The organism is Terrabacter ginsenosidimutans, from assembly GCF_039539425.1.
GTDB classification, from domain to species: Bacteria; Actinomycetota; Actinomycetes; order Actinomycetales; family Dermatophilaceae; genus Terrabacter; species Terrabacter ginsenosidimutans.
The window spans coordinates 1-14,197 of record NZ_BAABDC010000004.1 but is presented as its reverse complement, the minus strand read 5'-3'; the positions used below and the strand labels follow the sequence as shown (position 1 = coordinate 14,197).

The 14,197-nt window shown below is 73.1% G+C and carries 12 protein-coding genes; all 12 read right to left on the bottom strand.

The genetic code is table 11. The features are described 5' to 3' along the window. Positions 1 to 4 precede the first annotated feature (4 nt). A complete protein-coding gene (pyrG, locus tag ABD831_RS12885) occupies positions 5 to 1,837 on the bottom strand; it encodes a CTP synthase (protein WP_344946982.1) in 1,833 nt (610 codons plus the stop codon). Further along, entirely contained in the window at positions 1,795 to 2,982 is a 1,188-nt protein-coding gene (locus ABD831_RS12880; protein ID WP_344946979.1) for a glycosyltransferase family 4 protein, read from the bottom strand. The genes pyrG and ABD831_RS12880 overlap by 43 nt, the downstream gene beginning before the upstream one ends. Further along, positions 2,979 to 4,694: a murein biosynthesis integral membrane protein MurJ gene (murJ, locus tag ABD831_RS12875; RefSeq protein WP_344946976.1), complete on the bottom strand. Its 1,716-nt coding sequence runs from the start codon at positions 4,692 to 4,694 to the stop codon at positions 2,979 to 2,981. Before murJ ends, ABD831_RS12880 begins: the two co-directional genes overlap by 4 nt. Next, positions 4,691 to 5,617, bottom strand: coding sequence for a hypothetical protein (locus ABD831_RS12870; protein ID WP_344946973.1), 927 nt, complete (start codon positions 5,615 to 5,617; stop codon positions 4,691 to 4,693). Before ABD831_RS12870 ends, murJ begins: the two co-directional genes overlap by 4 nt. Next, positions 5,614 to 6,564, bottom strand: coding sequence for a copper transporter (locus tag ABD831_RS12865; RefSeq protein ID WP_344946970.1), 951 nt, complete (start codon positions 6,562 to 6,564; stop codon positions 5,614 to 5,616). The genes ABD831_RS12870 and ABD831_RS12865 overlap by 4 nt, the downstream gene beginning before the upstream one ends. Further along, complete coding sequence (gene steA, locus ABD831_RS12860; RefSeq protein WP_344946967.1) at positions 6,561 to 7,739, bottom strand: putative cytokinetic ring protein SteA; 1,179 nt, start codon at positions 7,737 to 7,739, stop codon at positions 6,561 to 6,563. The genes ABD831_RS12865 and steA overlap by 4 nt, the downstream gene beginning before the upstream one ends. A gap of 107 nt (positions 7,740 to 7,846) precedes the next feature. Then, positions 7,847 to 9,619 carry a DNA repair protein RecN gene (gene recN, locus ABD831_RS12855; RefSeq protein ID WP_344946964.1) on the bottom strand — a complete coding sequence of 591 codons (1,773 nt, stop codon included), beginning with the start codon at positions 9,617 to 9,619 and terminating at the stop codon, positions 7,847 to 7,849. A 9-nt stretch (positions 9,620 to 9,628) separates the two neighbouring features. Then, a complete protein-coding gene (locus ABD831_RS12850) occupies positions 9,629 to 10,573 on the bottom strand; it encodes an NAD kinase (protein ID WP_344946961.1) in 945 nt (314 codons plus the stop codon). After that, positions 10,570 to 11,370: a TlyA family RNA methyltransferase gene (locus ABD831_RS12845; protein WP_344946958.1), complete on the bottom strand. Its 801-nt coding sequence runs from the start codon at positions 11,368 to 11,370 to the stop codon at positions 10,570 to 10,572. Before ABD831_RS12845 ends, ABD831_RS12850 begins: the two co-directional genes overlap by 4 nt. After that, entirely contained in the window at positions 11,367 to 11,675 is a 309-nt protein-coding gene (locus tag ABD831_RS12840; protein ID WP_344946955.1) for a hypothetical protein, read from the bottom strand. The genes ABD831_RS12845 and ABD831_RS12840 overlap by 4 nt, the downstream gene beginning before the upstream one ends. 63 nt (positions 11,676 to 11,738) lie before the next feature. Then, positions 11,739 to 12,797 (bottom strand): HAD-IIA family hydrolase, encoded by a 1,059-nt coding sequence (locus tag ABD831_RS12835; protein ID WP_344946952.1) that lies wholly within the window; start codon positions 12,795 to 12,797, stop codon positions 11,739 to 11,741. Between the two features lie 110 nt (positions 12,798 to 12,907). Then, positions 12,908 to 14,197, bottom strand: a 1,290-nt coding sequence (locus ABD831_RS12830) for a tetratricopeptide repeat protein (protein WP_344946949.1), incomplete at its 5' end; no start/stop codon positions are given.

Sequence of the window (14,197 nt, the reverse complement as noted above, 5' to 3'; positions counted from 1 at the left end):
CGGCTCAGTCGACGTCCGTGCCGGCACCGGACGAGGACACCGTGGCGTACGCGTCGCCCGCGTCGCGCTCGGCGGGGTCCCGGCCGTCCGTCGACTGCCCGGCGTCGACTGCTGCACGGTGGCGCTCCACCTCGACGAGGCGTTCGCTGCGCTGGCGCTCGAGGGCGGCCCCGACCAGTCCCGCGAAGAGCGGGTGGGCGCGGTTGGGGCGCGAGAGGAACTCGGGGTGCGCCTGCGTCGACACGTAGTAGGGGTGGACGTCGCGCGGCAGCTCGACGAACTCGACGAGGCTGCCGTCGGGCGAGGTGCCGGAGAAGACGAGGCCCGCCTTCTCTAGGTCGGCGCGGTAGGAGTTGTTGACCTCGTAGCGGTGGCGGTGGCGCTCCTGCACCTCGGCCTCGCCGTAGGCCGCGCGGATGACGCTGCCGTCCTTGAGGGCGGCGGGGTAGAGACCGAGGCGCATCGTGCCGCCGAGGTCGCCGGCGCCCTCGACGAAGGCCTTCTGCTCCTCCATCGTGGCGATGACGGGGTGCTCGGTGTCGGGGTCGAACTCGGTCGAGCTGGCGTCCTCGTTGCCGAGCACCGTCCGGGCGTACTCGATGACCATGCACTGCAGCCCGAGGCAGATGCCGAGAGTCGGCACCTGCTTCACGCGGGCCCACGTGAGGGCCCCGAGCTTGCCCTCGATGCCACGCACGCCGAAGCCGCCGGGGACCAGGACGGCGTCGACGCCGCCCAGCGCCCTCTGGGCCCCTGCCGGGGTCTGGCACTCGTCGCTGGCGACCCAGCGGATGTTGACCTTGGCGTCGTGGTGGAAGCCGCCGGCCCGGAGGGCCTCGGTGACCGAGAGGTAGGCGTCGGGCAGGTCGATGTACTTGCCGACGAGCGCGATCTCGATGTCGTGCTCCGGGTCGTGGACCCGCTCGAGGAGCTGGTCCCACTCGGTCCAGTCGACGTCGCGGAAGCCGAGGCCGAGGCGCCGGATGACGTAGGCGTCGAGACCCTCGCGGTGCAGCACCTTCGGGATGTCGTAGATGCTGGGCGCGTCGACGCACGCGGCGACCGCGGTCACGTCGACGTCGCACATGAGCGAGATCTTGCGCTTGATCGGGTCGGGGATGTCGCGGTCGGCCCGCAGCACGAGGCCATCCGGCTGGATGCCCACCTGCCGCAGCGCGGCGACGGAGTGCTGGGTCGGCTTCGTCTTGAGCTCACCGCTCGGCGCGAGGTAGGGCACGAGCGAGACGTGCAGGAAGAAGCTGTTGTCGCGGCCGATGAGGTGGCGCACCTGACGCGCGGCCTCGAGGAAGGGCAGCGACTCGATGTCGCCGACCGTGCCGCCGATCTCGGTGATGATGACGTCCGGGGCGTCCGGACCTCCGGTGGCGAGGGCGCGCATGCGGGCGACGATCTCGTTGGTGATGTGCGGGATGACCTGGACGGTGTCGCCGAGGTACTCACCACGACGCTCCTTGGCGATGACGTGGTTGTACACCTGCCCGGTCGTCACGTTCGCGCTGCCGACGAGGTTCACGTCGAGGAAGCGTTCGTAGTGACCGATGTCGAGGTCGGTCTCCGCCCCGTCGTCGGTCACGAAGACCTCGCCGTGCTGGAACGGGTTCATCGTCCCAGGATCGACGTTGATGTAAGGGTCGAGCTTCTGCATCGTGACCCGCAGGCCACGCGATCTGAGAAGTCGTCCGAGGCTCGAGGCCGTCAGGCCCTTGCCGAGAGAGGAGGCAACGCCCCCGGTCACAAAGATGTGCTTCGTCGTTTCCACCACGGGCTTCGAGTCTACGTCATCCCGGAGGCGTCCGTGGCGTAGCGGTCCACCCATCGGCGCGTCTCGTCGTCGGGAGTGGGCCAGCCGGCGGCGACGGTACGCGCGGTGGCACCCAACCTGGCCCTCGCCTCGGGGTCGGTGAGGAGGCGATCCACCTCGGCGGAGACGGCGGATGGATCGCGCACGGCGACAAGGGAGCCCGCGTCGCGGACGAGGTCGGGCAGGCCACCGGTCCGGGTGGCCACGACGGGGAGACCGGCTGCCATGGCCTCCTGGACGACGAGCGCACGAGCCTCCCAACGGCTCGTCAGCACGAAGAGGTCGGCGGCCCGCAGCCACGCGCTCACGTCGGTGCGGGCTCCCACGAACCGGACGACCGGGCCGTCCCCACCACGCCGGCGTATGCCGTCCGCCTCCTGCTCGAGGCGGGCGCGCAACCGCTCGTCACCGTCACCGACGACGAGCCACGTCGCAGGCACGCGCGAGAGCCGGGCGGCCTCCACGAGCGTCGGCAGGTCCTTCTGCGGCGCGATCCGCGAGACGGTGAGCACGAGGGGTCGGTCCGTCGGCACGCCGGCTTCGCGGAGGAGTGCGTCGCGCTCGGGCGGCGTCAGGCGCTCGGACGCCAGGAGGTCGACGACGGCCGCCGACGGCACCAGGGCCAGCTCGGTCCTGCGGGCGCCGAGCGACTCCGCGAGCTCGACGAGGTCGGCGCTCGCCCCCGTCACGAGGTCGGCGCGACGGAGGGACCTGGCGAGCAGGTGGCGTGCGACCGCCGCCTGCGCCCGCGAGACCGAGGAGGAGGCCTTCGACCGGGACGGCGCGCTGGACGGGCTGGACGGGCTCGGTGACGTCCGTGGCAGGTCGTTGTGGAGCGACACGACGAGCCGCGGCCGCGGCCGGGCCCGAGCGACGGCCACGGCGGCGACGACGGCCGCCTGGTGTCCATGGGCGTGCACGACGTCGACCGCGCCCGCGAGCTGCATGACGCGGTGCCAGTCCACGAGCCCACGAGGGGCGCGTGAGCCGTGGTGGACGGGCCACAGGCGGTGCGCGTCGGGCCAGCCGAAGGTCTGCGCCGTGGAGTCCGCCGTGACGATCTGGACGTCGTGGCCGAGCTCGCGCAGGCCGGTCACGAGGCTGTCGACGTGCGCACCGATCCCGCCGGCCGACCGGCCGAGCACCATGAGGACCTTCATGCGACCACGTCCGCTGCGGCGGGAGCTCGTCGCTGCCGCCTCACCCGCTTCACGACGGACGGGTCGATCGCGACGGCCAGCCCCACCATGACGAGCAGGGCCACCACGCCGGCGCCGAACCCTGAGGCGATGCTCGAGCCGACGGACTGCCCGACCCCACGCATCGACAGCCACGACGCGATCCCGCGTCCGGCCGCGGCGCCGGCGACAGCTCCGACGAGCGCCGCGGCGAGCGGACGGACCGGCAGGGCGAGGGCGTGCCAACCCCAGGTGCGTCCGACGAGGACGACGAGCAGCGAGGCCCCGACGGCGAGACCGGTGCTGGAGCCGATGGCCAGCGCTCGCAGGGTGTCGGGGCCGCCGGCGCCGGAGGAGTCGAGCACGATGAGCGGCACGACGACGGTGCCGACCCAGCCCGCCGCCGCGAGGCCACCCGCCACGAGGGGCGACCCACGCACGTAGGACGCCCTCGAGAGGAGCCCTATGACGCCGAGGGCGATGACGGACGGGGCGAAGAGCGTCACCGCGTCGCCCATCGCGGCCAGGGTCTCGAGCGAGGCGTCATTCCCGGCACCGACGTCGAGCGCGCTGAAGAACGTGCCGACGGGGACGGCGACCGCGACGAGCGTCGCGGCACCCATGAGCGTCACGACCAGGGTCGCGAGCCACGCCCGTCGCAGCGTGGAGCCCGCGAGGTCACGGGCGTCCTGCCCGTGCGAGGGCTCGTGGCCTCTCGCAGCCTCTTCCGCTCGCGCAGCGTGCGCGCCGGCCAACGACGGGAACGCGGCGGTCGCGAGCGGGACGGCGAGGACGGCATACGGCAGCAGCGTGACGGCCTGGGCGTAGGTGTAGACGTTGAGGGTGCCGGCGCCGCCGCGGTCGTTCGCCAGGCGGATGACGACGAGGGTGGCGACCTGTTGCCCAGCGACGGCGACGAGGCCCGAGGCGGCCAGCACACGCACCCGGCTGCCGACACCGTCCGGGAAGCGCAGGCGCGGACGCAGCCGCACGCCGGCGCGGTGCACCGGCACGAGGAGCGGGAGCGCGAGGGCGACGACGCCCAGAGTGGTGCCGACGCCGAGCACGACGAGGGCGCTGGGCGGGATCTCGTCGATCGTGGCTGCAGGATCGACGGCGAGCGTGCGGTAGGCGAGGTAGGTCGCGATGACGACGACGCTCGACAACAGCGGCGCCAGCGCGGCGCCGACGAACCGGTGGTGGGCCTGCAGCACGCCTGCCATGACGATCGCCACGCCGTAGAGCGGGACCTGGACCGCGAAGATCCTCAGCAGGTCGGCGCCGAGAGCGACCTCTCCCGCGCACCCGGTCCCCAGCAGCGCGCCGGCGATCGGACGTGCTGCGAGCGCGACGACGACGCCGAGCGGCACGAGCACCGCGACCGCCCAGGTGAGCAGCGCGGACGCGGTCGCGTCGGCACCTCCCCGGTCGCCACGCGCGAGGGCGCCGGCGACGAGGGGCACGGCGACGGCAGCGAGCACGCCCCCGGCCGCGATCTCGAAGAGGACGTTGGGGACGGCGTTGACCGACTGGTAGACGCTCCCGACACAGGTGGCGCCGACGGAGTGCGAGAAGACGAACCATCGTCCGAAACCGACGACCCGTGCGACGAGCGTGATGACGGCGATGGTGCCCGCAGCGGCGAACAGCCCACGGCGGGAAGGGGATCGGCTCGTTGTCCCAGAGGCGCTCATCGGGACTCCCGGCCCCACTCGTCGATACGGCGCAGCACCGGGTGGGCCTCGATGACCCGGGTGAAGCTGACCCGCTCGGACGCCAGGGTCAGCGCGGCGAGGGCCGCGAGGGCGACCGTGCGCCCGACGAGGCCGGTGCGTTCGAGGAGGGCCAGCCCCAGGAGGGCGCCCGCCGCGTTGGCGCCGGTGTCGCCGAGCATCGAGGATGCGGCCAGGTCGTCACGGGCGACGCCGAGGCCGGACCCGACCGCCGCGGCCGCCGCCAGCCCACCGGCCGCACCGCTCACCATCGGGAGTCCCGCGGCGACGGTGACCTTGAGCGCTCGTCCCGGCCGCAGGTCGAAGAGGTTGACGGCGTTGGCCGCTCCCGCGACGACCGCACCGCCGACCATCGTGGACACCACGCGGGCGGCGTCGGATCGCCCGGCCGTCCTGGACGTCCCGAGTCGCTGGATGCCGCGCACGTCGACGAGAGCCGCACCGACGAGCCCGGCCGCGGCGAGGCCGACGATCTTCACGGCTCCGGTGGTGACCTCACCCCGGCCCAGCGCGCGCAGATGGCCCCTGAGCCCCTTGTCCGCCGCTCCCCCGACGAGGTCGTCGAGAGCCCCCAGCGCCCCGGCCGCAAGAGCGACGACCGCCGTGGCACTGGCGGATCCCCGGGCGTGCACGCCAGCAGGACGAGACGCGGCGCGCGCGACGGCGGCACCCATAGCGGCTCCCGCCACAGCTCCTCCGACCCAGGCCGGACCCTCGAGGAGGGTGACGGCGGCTCCTGCGTGGTTCGTGCGCTCCCACGGGTCCCGCACCCGTGGCGGCAGGCGTCGCCCGAGCCGCAGCAGCGCCCAGGACGTCGCTGCGGAGCCGACGAGGGAGGCGACCGTCGCGGCGGCGGACCCCGCAGGGCGGGGGTGGTGCGTCACGGAAGCACCCGGGGCACCTTGGCGGTCGCCCCCGCGGACACACCGTAGTGACCGACCTTCTCGTCGAGGGCGCCCTCGATCGCGAGCACCACCGTCGCTGGACCTTCGCCGGCCCGGGCATGGTCCACCGTGGAGACGAGCTGGGCGGTCTCGGACTTCTCGCGGACCGCCTGCACCGCGTTGGAGGTGGCGGCCTGGCCTGCTGCGGCCAGCGTCTCGCCCCCGGCCACGACGGTGGCCCGGGACGACCCGGCGAGGGACGTGACGAGGGACCGGATGGCGTCGGACCGTGCGGTGACGACGGAGTCCGTGCCGGCGTAGTCGCCGGACACGACGATGGCGAGGTCCCCGGGCGCGAAGTCGGCCACCGTGCTGTCGAGCAGGCTCGCGTCGACGAGCACCTTGAGCGCGGCGGAGCGCTGCGCCGAGGTGCCGGTCACGGTCGCGGTCGTCGAGACCGTGAGCTCGGTGAGCACCTCGAGCAGGAGGGAGTCGCCGGTGGCGGTGGAGCTGAGCCCGAGCGCGGTCGCCGCCTCACGGGCCGCCTGGCCCCGGTCGGCTGTCTGGCTCGGGTCGAACCAGTCGGGGCTGATCGTCACGGTCGAGGCGAGAGCCGCCCCGCTCTGCGGCACGACCGCCTCGAGGTTGCTCACCATGGTGCCGTCGGCGGACGGCATGACGAGCACGACGACGCGGTGGCCCGTCAGGCGGCCACGGACGACTCGCGGCTGGACGGCTGCTGCGTACTCGTCGGAGGAATCGACGAGCTTCTCGCTCACCGTGAGCTTGTCGTTGAGGGCCTGCTTCTCGGTGCGCAGCGCCGCGACCTGGTCGCTGAGCTGGTCACCGAGGTTGGCCTGCAGCGGACCGGCTCCGAGGACGATGCCCACGGCGAGCGCGAGGAACACCGAGATGATCGAGACGAGGTGGTAGCGGAAGTCGATCACGTGAAGATCCCAACGATGGCGGTCCAGAGGTCGTCCCACCGCGCGGCGAGCACCTGCAGCCATGCCTGGCCCGCAGGGGTCGACGCGAGGGCCGCGACGAAGGCGAACATGCCGACGAGCAGCATGGTCACGAGCAGGCGACCGGGGATCCTGGCGCGGTAGAGCTGGCTGACGCCCTTGGCGTCCACGAGCTTGCCGCCGACGCGCAGGCGGGTCAGGAAGGTCGAGGCCTGGCCGTCACGGCCCTTGTCGAGGAACTCGACGAGGGTCACGTGGGTGCCGACGGCGACGATGAGCTCGGCCCCGGAGTCGTCCGCGAGGAGCATCGCGACGTCCTCGCTCGTGCCCGCGGCAGGGAAGACGACCGGAGCGATCCCGAGCGCCTCGACGCGGGCCAGCCCCGGGGCCCTCCCGTCCCGGTAGGCGTGAACGACGATCTCGGCGCCGCAGCGCAGTGCCTTGTCGGAGACCGAGTCCATGTCGCCGACGATGAGGTCGGGCTTGTGACCGGACTCGAGGATGGCGTCGGCCCCGCCGTCGACGCCGACGAGGATGGGACGGTACTCGCGGATGTAGGGTCGCAGCGCCTCGAGGTCCTCGCGGTAGTGGTAGCCGCGCACCACGATGAGGCAGTGCCTCCCGTCGATCTCGGTGGTGATCGGTGGCACGCCGATGCCGTCGAGGAGCAGGTCGCGCTCCTTGCGGATGAACTCCATCGTGTTGGTCGCGAACGCCTCGATCTGGACGGCGAGACCGGCGCGCGCCTCGTGCATCTGGGCCTGCACGGCCTGGGCGTCGAGCGGCGTGCCCGTCGCCACCTTGGTCTCGCCCGACCACAGGTCGGGACCGTCGAGGCGGAGCGCCTGGCCGTCGGAAAGAGCCATCACCTCGGAACCGGCCGCGTCCAGCACCGGGATGCCGGCCTCGACGAGGATCTGCGGGCCGAGGTTGGGGTAGCGACCACTGATCGAGGCACTGGCGTTGACCACCGCGGCAGGACGCGCCGCGACGAGCGCGTCGGCGCTGACCTTGTCGAGGTCCGAGTGGTCGATGACGGCGATGTCACCGGGCTGCAGGCGCTTGGTCAGCGTCTTGGTCCGGCGGTCGACGCGTGCGCTGCCGTTGACGCCGGGACCGGAGTCCCGCGCACGGGGACGACGGATGGAGAGGGCCATGATGGCCCCAATCGTGCCACGCCCTCGCTTGCCCGAGCCCATCGGTCCGCGTGCGCGACGAGCACGACCCCGACCCCGGGGCCGGACACCGTGAAGCCCGGCACGTCTCAGCGCCGGCGCTGGCCGGTCCGCGCGCCACCGGTCTGTTCGAGCAGGTCACCGGCATGCGCCAGACCGGCCTCGGAGTCCGGGTCACCGCCCATCATTCGCGAGAGCTCGCGCAACCGGGCGTCCCCGTCGACGACGGAGACGCTGCTGGAGGTGATGCGCCCGTCGTCGGCCTTGTGCACCACGAGGTGTCGGTCGGCGAACGCGGCGACCTGAGCCAGGTGCGTGACGACGATGACCTGGGCATGCTCGGCGAGAGCCGCCAGGCGCGCGCCGACGTCGAGAGCCGCACGACCTCCGACGCCGGCGTCGACCTCGTCGAAGACGAACGTGGGCGGACCGCTCGCGGTCTCGCCGGACGCGCCTCGCGAGCCCACCACCTCGAGAGCGAGCATGACGCGCGACAGCTCCCCGCCGGATGCCGCACGGGCCACGCTGCGCGGCGTGGCACCGGGGTTGGCAGCGAGCAGGATCTCGACGTCGTCGATGCCGTGCCGCGAGAGCCGGACACGCTCCCCGCCGGGAAGCGCGATGCCGTCGGGGTCGGCGCGACGGCCGAGCTCGACGTGCACGACGGCCTTGCCCATGGCCAGGTGGGCCAGCTCCTCGGACACCCTGACCCCGAAGTCCTCCCCAGCCGCGCGACGGGCCTCGGACAGGGCCACGGCCGCGGCCACGACGGCAGCCTCGAGCTCGGCCACCTCCGCGCCCAACCGCTCGACCCGGTCGTCGGCGGTCACGAGCTCGTCGAGACGGGCGGCGGCGCGACCGGACCATTCGAGCACCTCGTCGACGGTCTCGCCGTACTTGCGCGTGAGCACCCCGAGGGCCGCCCGGCGCTCCTGCACGTAGCCGAGGCGCTCGGGGTCGAGGTCGACGTCCTGGAGGTATGCCGTCAGGTCGGCCGAGAGGTCCGTGACCAGCGTGCCCACCTCGTGGAGCCGCTCGTCGAGACCTGCCAGTGCGAGGTCGTGGGAGGTCGCCGGGGCGAGCGCCCCCCGCGCCGCCCCGATGAGGTCGCGCACGTTGGGAGCCGGGTCGGCGGCGTACTCGTCGCCGCTGAGGTCGGCGAGGGCCTGCGCGGCAGCCAGCCGAAGCGTGTCGGCGTGCGCGAGCCGCTCGTCCTCGGCCCGCAGCATCGTGTCCTCGCCGGGCTGGGGGTCGACTGCCTCGATCTCCTCGAGCGACGCCGTGAGCGAGTCGATCTCGCGGGCGCGCTCGCGGGCCTCTGACACGAGTCGGGCGTGCTCGCGGGCGGAGTCGCGCCAGCCGTCGTAGAGGTCGGCGACGCGCTCGCGCAGGACGGTGACCTCCGGGCCGCCGAAGTCGTCGAGGACCTCCCGGTGGGCGTCACCCTGCTTGAGCCGCCACTGGTCAGCCTGGCCGTGCACGGCGACGAGCATCTGCCCGAGCTCGGCGAGCACCGAGACGGGGGCGGTGCGTCCGCCGACGTGGGCGCGCGAGCGCCCGGCAGCAGCGATCGTGCGGGCGATGACGAGCTCGCCGTCCTCGTGGTCCGCGCCCGCCTCATCGGCCCGGACGAGGGCCGGGTGGCCGAGGGGCAGCTGGACGACGCCCTCGACGAGCGCCGAGGACGAGCCGTTGCGCACGAGCCCGGAGTCGGCGCGCTCGCCCAGCAGCAGGCCGAGGCCCGAAACGACCATGGTCTTGCCGGCGCCGGTCTCGCCGGTGAGGACGTTGAGCCCCGGGCTCAGGTCGAGGACGGCGTCGTCGATGACGCCGACCCCACGGATCCTCATCTGGCTGAACACGGGACCACCTTAGGGCCGAGCACCCTCACCGCCGGCGACGTCGTCCACGGGGGCGACGCCGTCGCCGTTGCCGCGCCAGCCCGCGACCGACAGGTCGAACTTGGCGACGAGCCGGTCGGTGAACGGTGCGCTGGTCAGGCGGGCGAGGCGCAGGGGTCGCAACCCTCGGCGCACCTCGATGCGGGCCCCCGGGGGCAGGTCGACGTGTCGCCGACCGTCGCACCACATGACGCCGGCCCCTTCGGTGGCCGCCTTGATCTCCACGGCGAGATGCGTGTCGGGCCCGAGCACGAGCGGCCGGGCGAAGAGCGCGTGAGCAGCGCTCGGCACGAGGAGCATCGCCTCGACCTGCGGCCACACGACCGGTCCACCGGCCGAGAAGGCGTATGCCGTCGAGCCCGTGGGCGTCGACACGATGACGCCGTCGCAGCCCCAGCTCGACAGCGGCCGGCCGTCGACCTCGATGGTGACCTCGAGCATGCGCTCGCGTGAGGCCTTCTCGACGCTCACCTCGTTGAGGGCCCAGCTGGTCGCGATGAGGTCACCGTGCAGCTTGGCGTCGACATGGAGCGTCATGCGCTCCTCGACGGCGTAGTTGTTGCTCGCGATGTGCTCGACCGTGGCGTCGAGGTCGTCGCGCTCCGCCTCGGCGAGGAAGCCCACGTGCCCGAGGTTGACGCCGAGCAGCGGCACGTCCACGCTGCGGGCGAACTCGGCGCCTCGCAGGATCGTGCCGTCACCGCCGAGGACCACGACGAGGTCGCACCCCTCGGCCACCTGCTCCTCGGCGCCGATGTGCACGCGCGAGCTGTCCTTGAGGTCCAGGGCCTTCGCCTCGTCGGCCTGCAGGGACACGTCGATGCCGAGGTGGGTGAGACGCTGGACGACGCCCTTGGCGACCGTCAGCGCCTCGGGGCGCCTCGGGTGGGCCACGAGCAGGATCCGGCGCGTCACGGGGCTCCTTCCAGGTCGATGGCCCCCAGCATGTCATCCACGGCCGTCACGGATGCCCCCGGGACGGGTCTCGGTGCCAGCCAGAAGAGGAACTCGCGGTTGCCGTCACCACCGGCGATCGGGCTGGCAGTGGCGCCGTGCAGGTGCAGGCCCTGGTCGGCGACGACACCAGCCACCTCCCTCAGCACCCGCCGGCGCTCGTGCGCCGAGGTGACCACGCCGGAGCGACCGAGCCGCTCACGACCGACCTCGAACTGTGGCTTCACGAGCACGACCAGGTCGCCGTCGTCGGTGACGAGGGGACGCATGGCCGGCAGGGCGATCCGGAGGGAGATGAAGCTGAGGTCGGAGACCACGAGGTCGAAGGGGCCACCGATACCCGATACGTCGGCGTCGCGGATGTTGGTGCCGGGCAGGTCGCGCACGCGCGGGTCCGTGGCGATCGAGTGGACGAGCTGGTCGTGGCCCACGTCGAGGGCCGTGACGTGCGCGGCACCTCGCTCGAGGAGCACCTGGGTGAAGCCGCCCGTGCTCGCGCCGACGTCGAGGCAGCGTCGCCCCTCGACGCGGACCGGCCACGTCTCCAGGGCGTGCAGCAGCTTGAGAGCGGCGCGCCCCACCCACCGGTCCGGCTCCCGGGTCAGCTCGACCGTCGACGACTCCTCGACGGGGAGAGCGGGCTTGCGGGCCGGCTTGCCGTCGACGAGGACCGCTCCCCCGGTGACGAGCTCATGGGCCTGGGTGCGTGACCTGGCCAGACCGCGCGCAACGAGCTCGACGTCGAGACGACGCGTCACGCCCCACCGAGACCGCCGAGGCGGCCCTGCAGGCTGCGGTGGGCGTGCTCCCCCGCCTCGATGCGCTCGGCGAAGGACCCGGCCTGAGACTCGGCCAGGCGCATCATCGCCTCGTCGACGGCCTCGTCGCCGGTGACCGGCGGCGTGGGGATCTCAGCGGAGGCAACGTCGTCGTCTCCGCCGTGGCCGAGGTCCCCGGCGTCCGACCAGGACGCGTTCTCAGGCTCGTTCTCAGGCTCGTTCTCAGGCGCGGACGGCTCGCCTGTCACGAGGTCCTCGCGTCGAGCGTCGCTGTCGCCGAACATGCTGCCTCCGTGCCCGTGGTTGGTCTGCTGCGGTCACGCTACCGGGTGGGCGGCGCCGACACCTCAACGGAGAGGAGTCGGTCCGGCATCGTCGAGCACTCTCTCGAGCATCTCGGCTCCCCTGCGCAGCTGCTCCGCCGTGCCACCTTCGTCGCGCAGGACCCGCAGGGCGGCCAGGCCGGCTCGGACCACCTCGATGGCGGCCGCGCCGTCCTGCTCGATGCGCAGCCCGTCGGCGCCGGGTGAGACCCGGGCGCCCCCGCACCGCCACCCGTCCGCGTCCGGAGTCGGCACGGCATACGGACGCAGGAGGTCGGCGAGCGAGGAAAGGACGTAGGTCGGGGACGCCGAGCCCGCCACGAGGTCGGTGGGGCGGTCGACACCCGTCAGGACCCACGCCGAGTCGAGACCGGCCGCCTGCGCGCCGACGATGTCGGTGCCCAGGCGGTCCCCGACCGCGAGCGTCCTGGCGGGGTCCGTGCCGAGGCGCTCGAGCGCGAGCCGGTAGAGCGGAGGATGCGGCTTGCCGACGACGTCTGGGCGCCGCTGCACAGCAGTGGCCAACAGGTCGATGTAGGCACCGTTGCCCGGCGACTGCCCCCAGGGCAGCGGCAAGGTCGCGTCGTCGTTGCTGGCGACCCAGACGAGCCCCGTCGTCAGCAGCCGGGCCGCCGTCTCGAAGTCACGCACCCGCAGCTGTCTGCCGTACCCCTGGAGCACGGCCGAGACGCCCTCGAGCTCGCGGTCCGAGGCTCCCGGGGAGACGGGCAGGAGGCCAGCGTCCCGCAGGGCAGCGTCGACTCCGTCACCGCCGAGAGCGAGCACCGAAGCTCCGGGGTCGAGCACCTCGGCGAGCCGGGCCGCTCCGGCCTGGGCGCTCGACACGACGTCAGAAGGGGTGGCCGGCGCTCCTACGCCGGCGATCTGCTCGGCCACCTCGGCCGGGACGCGCGACGCGTTGTTCGTGGCGTAGACGACCCGTACCCCACGAGCCACCAGGCCTTGGAGGGACTCGGCGGCGTCGGGCACCGCGTCGGCGCCGCGATAGACGACACCGTCCAGGTCGCAGACCACTGAGTCATAGCCCGCGATCAGGGGCTCGTCGCTCTCGTGCACGTCCATGTCACCTTCCTTGCCACGACCCTACGGTCACGGCACGACCCCGGCGCCGCTCGTCCGGAACGCAGAACGGGCCCGACCTTGCCGGTCGGGCCCGATTCGCGTGCTGGCGTTCAGTTCCTGTCGTCCGCGTCCTCGGCCGACATGGCCTCGTCATCGTCCTCGTCGCCCAGCAGGTCGGTGACATCGACGCCGTCGAGCTCCTCGAGCCGCTCGGCCGCGTCCGTGGTCAGCTCGTGGTCCGCATCGGCGGCACGGGCGAACCAGTCACGCGCGACCTCGAGGTCGCCGGCTGCGAGCTTGGCGTCCGCGAAGGCGTAGTAGAGGCGCGCCGCCGACGGGCGGTTCGGGTTGATCCGCTTGACGAGGTCGCTGAGGCCGGCGGCCGCGGCATCGAGCTGTCCGAGGTCGCGGCGGATGCCGGAGACGACGATCGCGAGCTCCACCCGGTCGTCGATGGCCAGGGTGTTGGCGTCGTCCGACTGAGCGAGCTCGAGCGCCTTGTCATGGCGTCCGAGCGCCCGCTCGCAGTCGACCATGAGCGGCAGGAGATGGCTCGATCCGGACAGCCGGCGCACCGTGCGGAACTCGCCCAGCGCACGCGCCCAGTCGCCGAGGCGGTAGGCGACCAGACCCAGGGACTCCCGCGCAGCCGGAACGCGTCCGGCGCGGCGCACAGCGGTCTCGGCGTGCGCCAGGGCCGCCTCGGGCTCGACATCGAGCAGCTCGGCCACCATGACGAGGTGCTGAGCGACGCCCTCCGCGTTCTCCTTGGACAGGGTGCGCAGCTGGTTCTTGACGCCACGGTCGACCTCTTGGCCGGTGACGCCCTCACGGATCGCGGGCTCGGGCTTGCGGGGGGACTTCGGCGTCAGTCGGGGACCCCCACGACGGTCGTCGTCCTGAGGACGGCCGGCGCCACCACGGGGCCGGTCGTCCGAACGTCGGGGACCACGGTCATCACGGCCGCCGCTGGAGCGGCGGTCATCGGCGCGGTAGCCGCCACGGTCGCTGCTGCCACCGCTGGAGCGGCGGTCGTCCGAGCGGTAGCCGCCACGGTCGCTGCTGCCACCGCTGGAGCGGCGGTCATCGGAACGGGAACTGCTGCGGTCATCGCGGCCGGTGCCCGAAGGGCGGTAGCCGCCACGGTCGCTGCTGCCACCGCTGGAGCGGCGGTCGTCCGAGCGGTAGCCGCCACGGTCGCTGCTGCCACCGCTGGAGCGGCGGTCATCGGAGCGGTAGCCGCCACGGTCGCTGCTGCCACCGCTGGAGCGGCGGTCGTCCGAGCGGTAGCCGCCACGATCGCTGCCACCGCTGGAGCGGCGGTCATCGGAGCGGTAGCCGCCACGATCGCTGCCACCGCTGGAGCGGCGGTCATCGGAACGGGAACTGCTGCGGTCATC

What these genes read in the sequence shown, in the direction of transcription:
- pyrG (WP_344946982.1), bottom strand. Translation starts at nt 1,837, where the DNA reads ATGGGTGGACCGCTACGCCACGGACGCCTCCGGGATGACGTAGACTCG.
- ABD831_RS12880 (WP_344946979.1), bottom strand. Translation starts at nt 2,982, where the DNA reads ATGAAGGTCCTCATGGTGCTCGGCCGGTCGGCCGGCGGGATCGGTGCG.
- murJ (WP_344946976.1), bottom strand. Translation starts at nt 4,694, where the DNA reads ATGAGCGCCTCTGGGACAACGAGCCGATCCCCTTCCCGCCGTGGGCTG.
- steA (WP_344946967.1), bottom strand. Translation starts at nt 7,739, where the DNA reads ATGGCCCTCTCCATCCGTCGTCCCCGTGCGCGGGACTCCGGTCCCGGC.
- ABD831_RS12840 (WP_344946955.1), bottom strand. Translation starts at nt 11,675, where the DNA reads ATGTTCGGCGACAGCGACGCTCGACGCGAGGACCTCGTGACAGGCGAG.
- ABD831_RS12835 (WP_344946952.1), bottom strand. Translation starts at nt 12,797, where the DNA reads ATGGACGTGCACGAGAGCGACGAGCCCCTGATCGCGGGCTATGACTCA.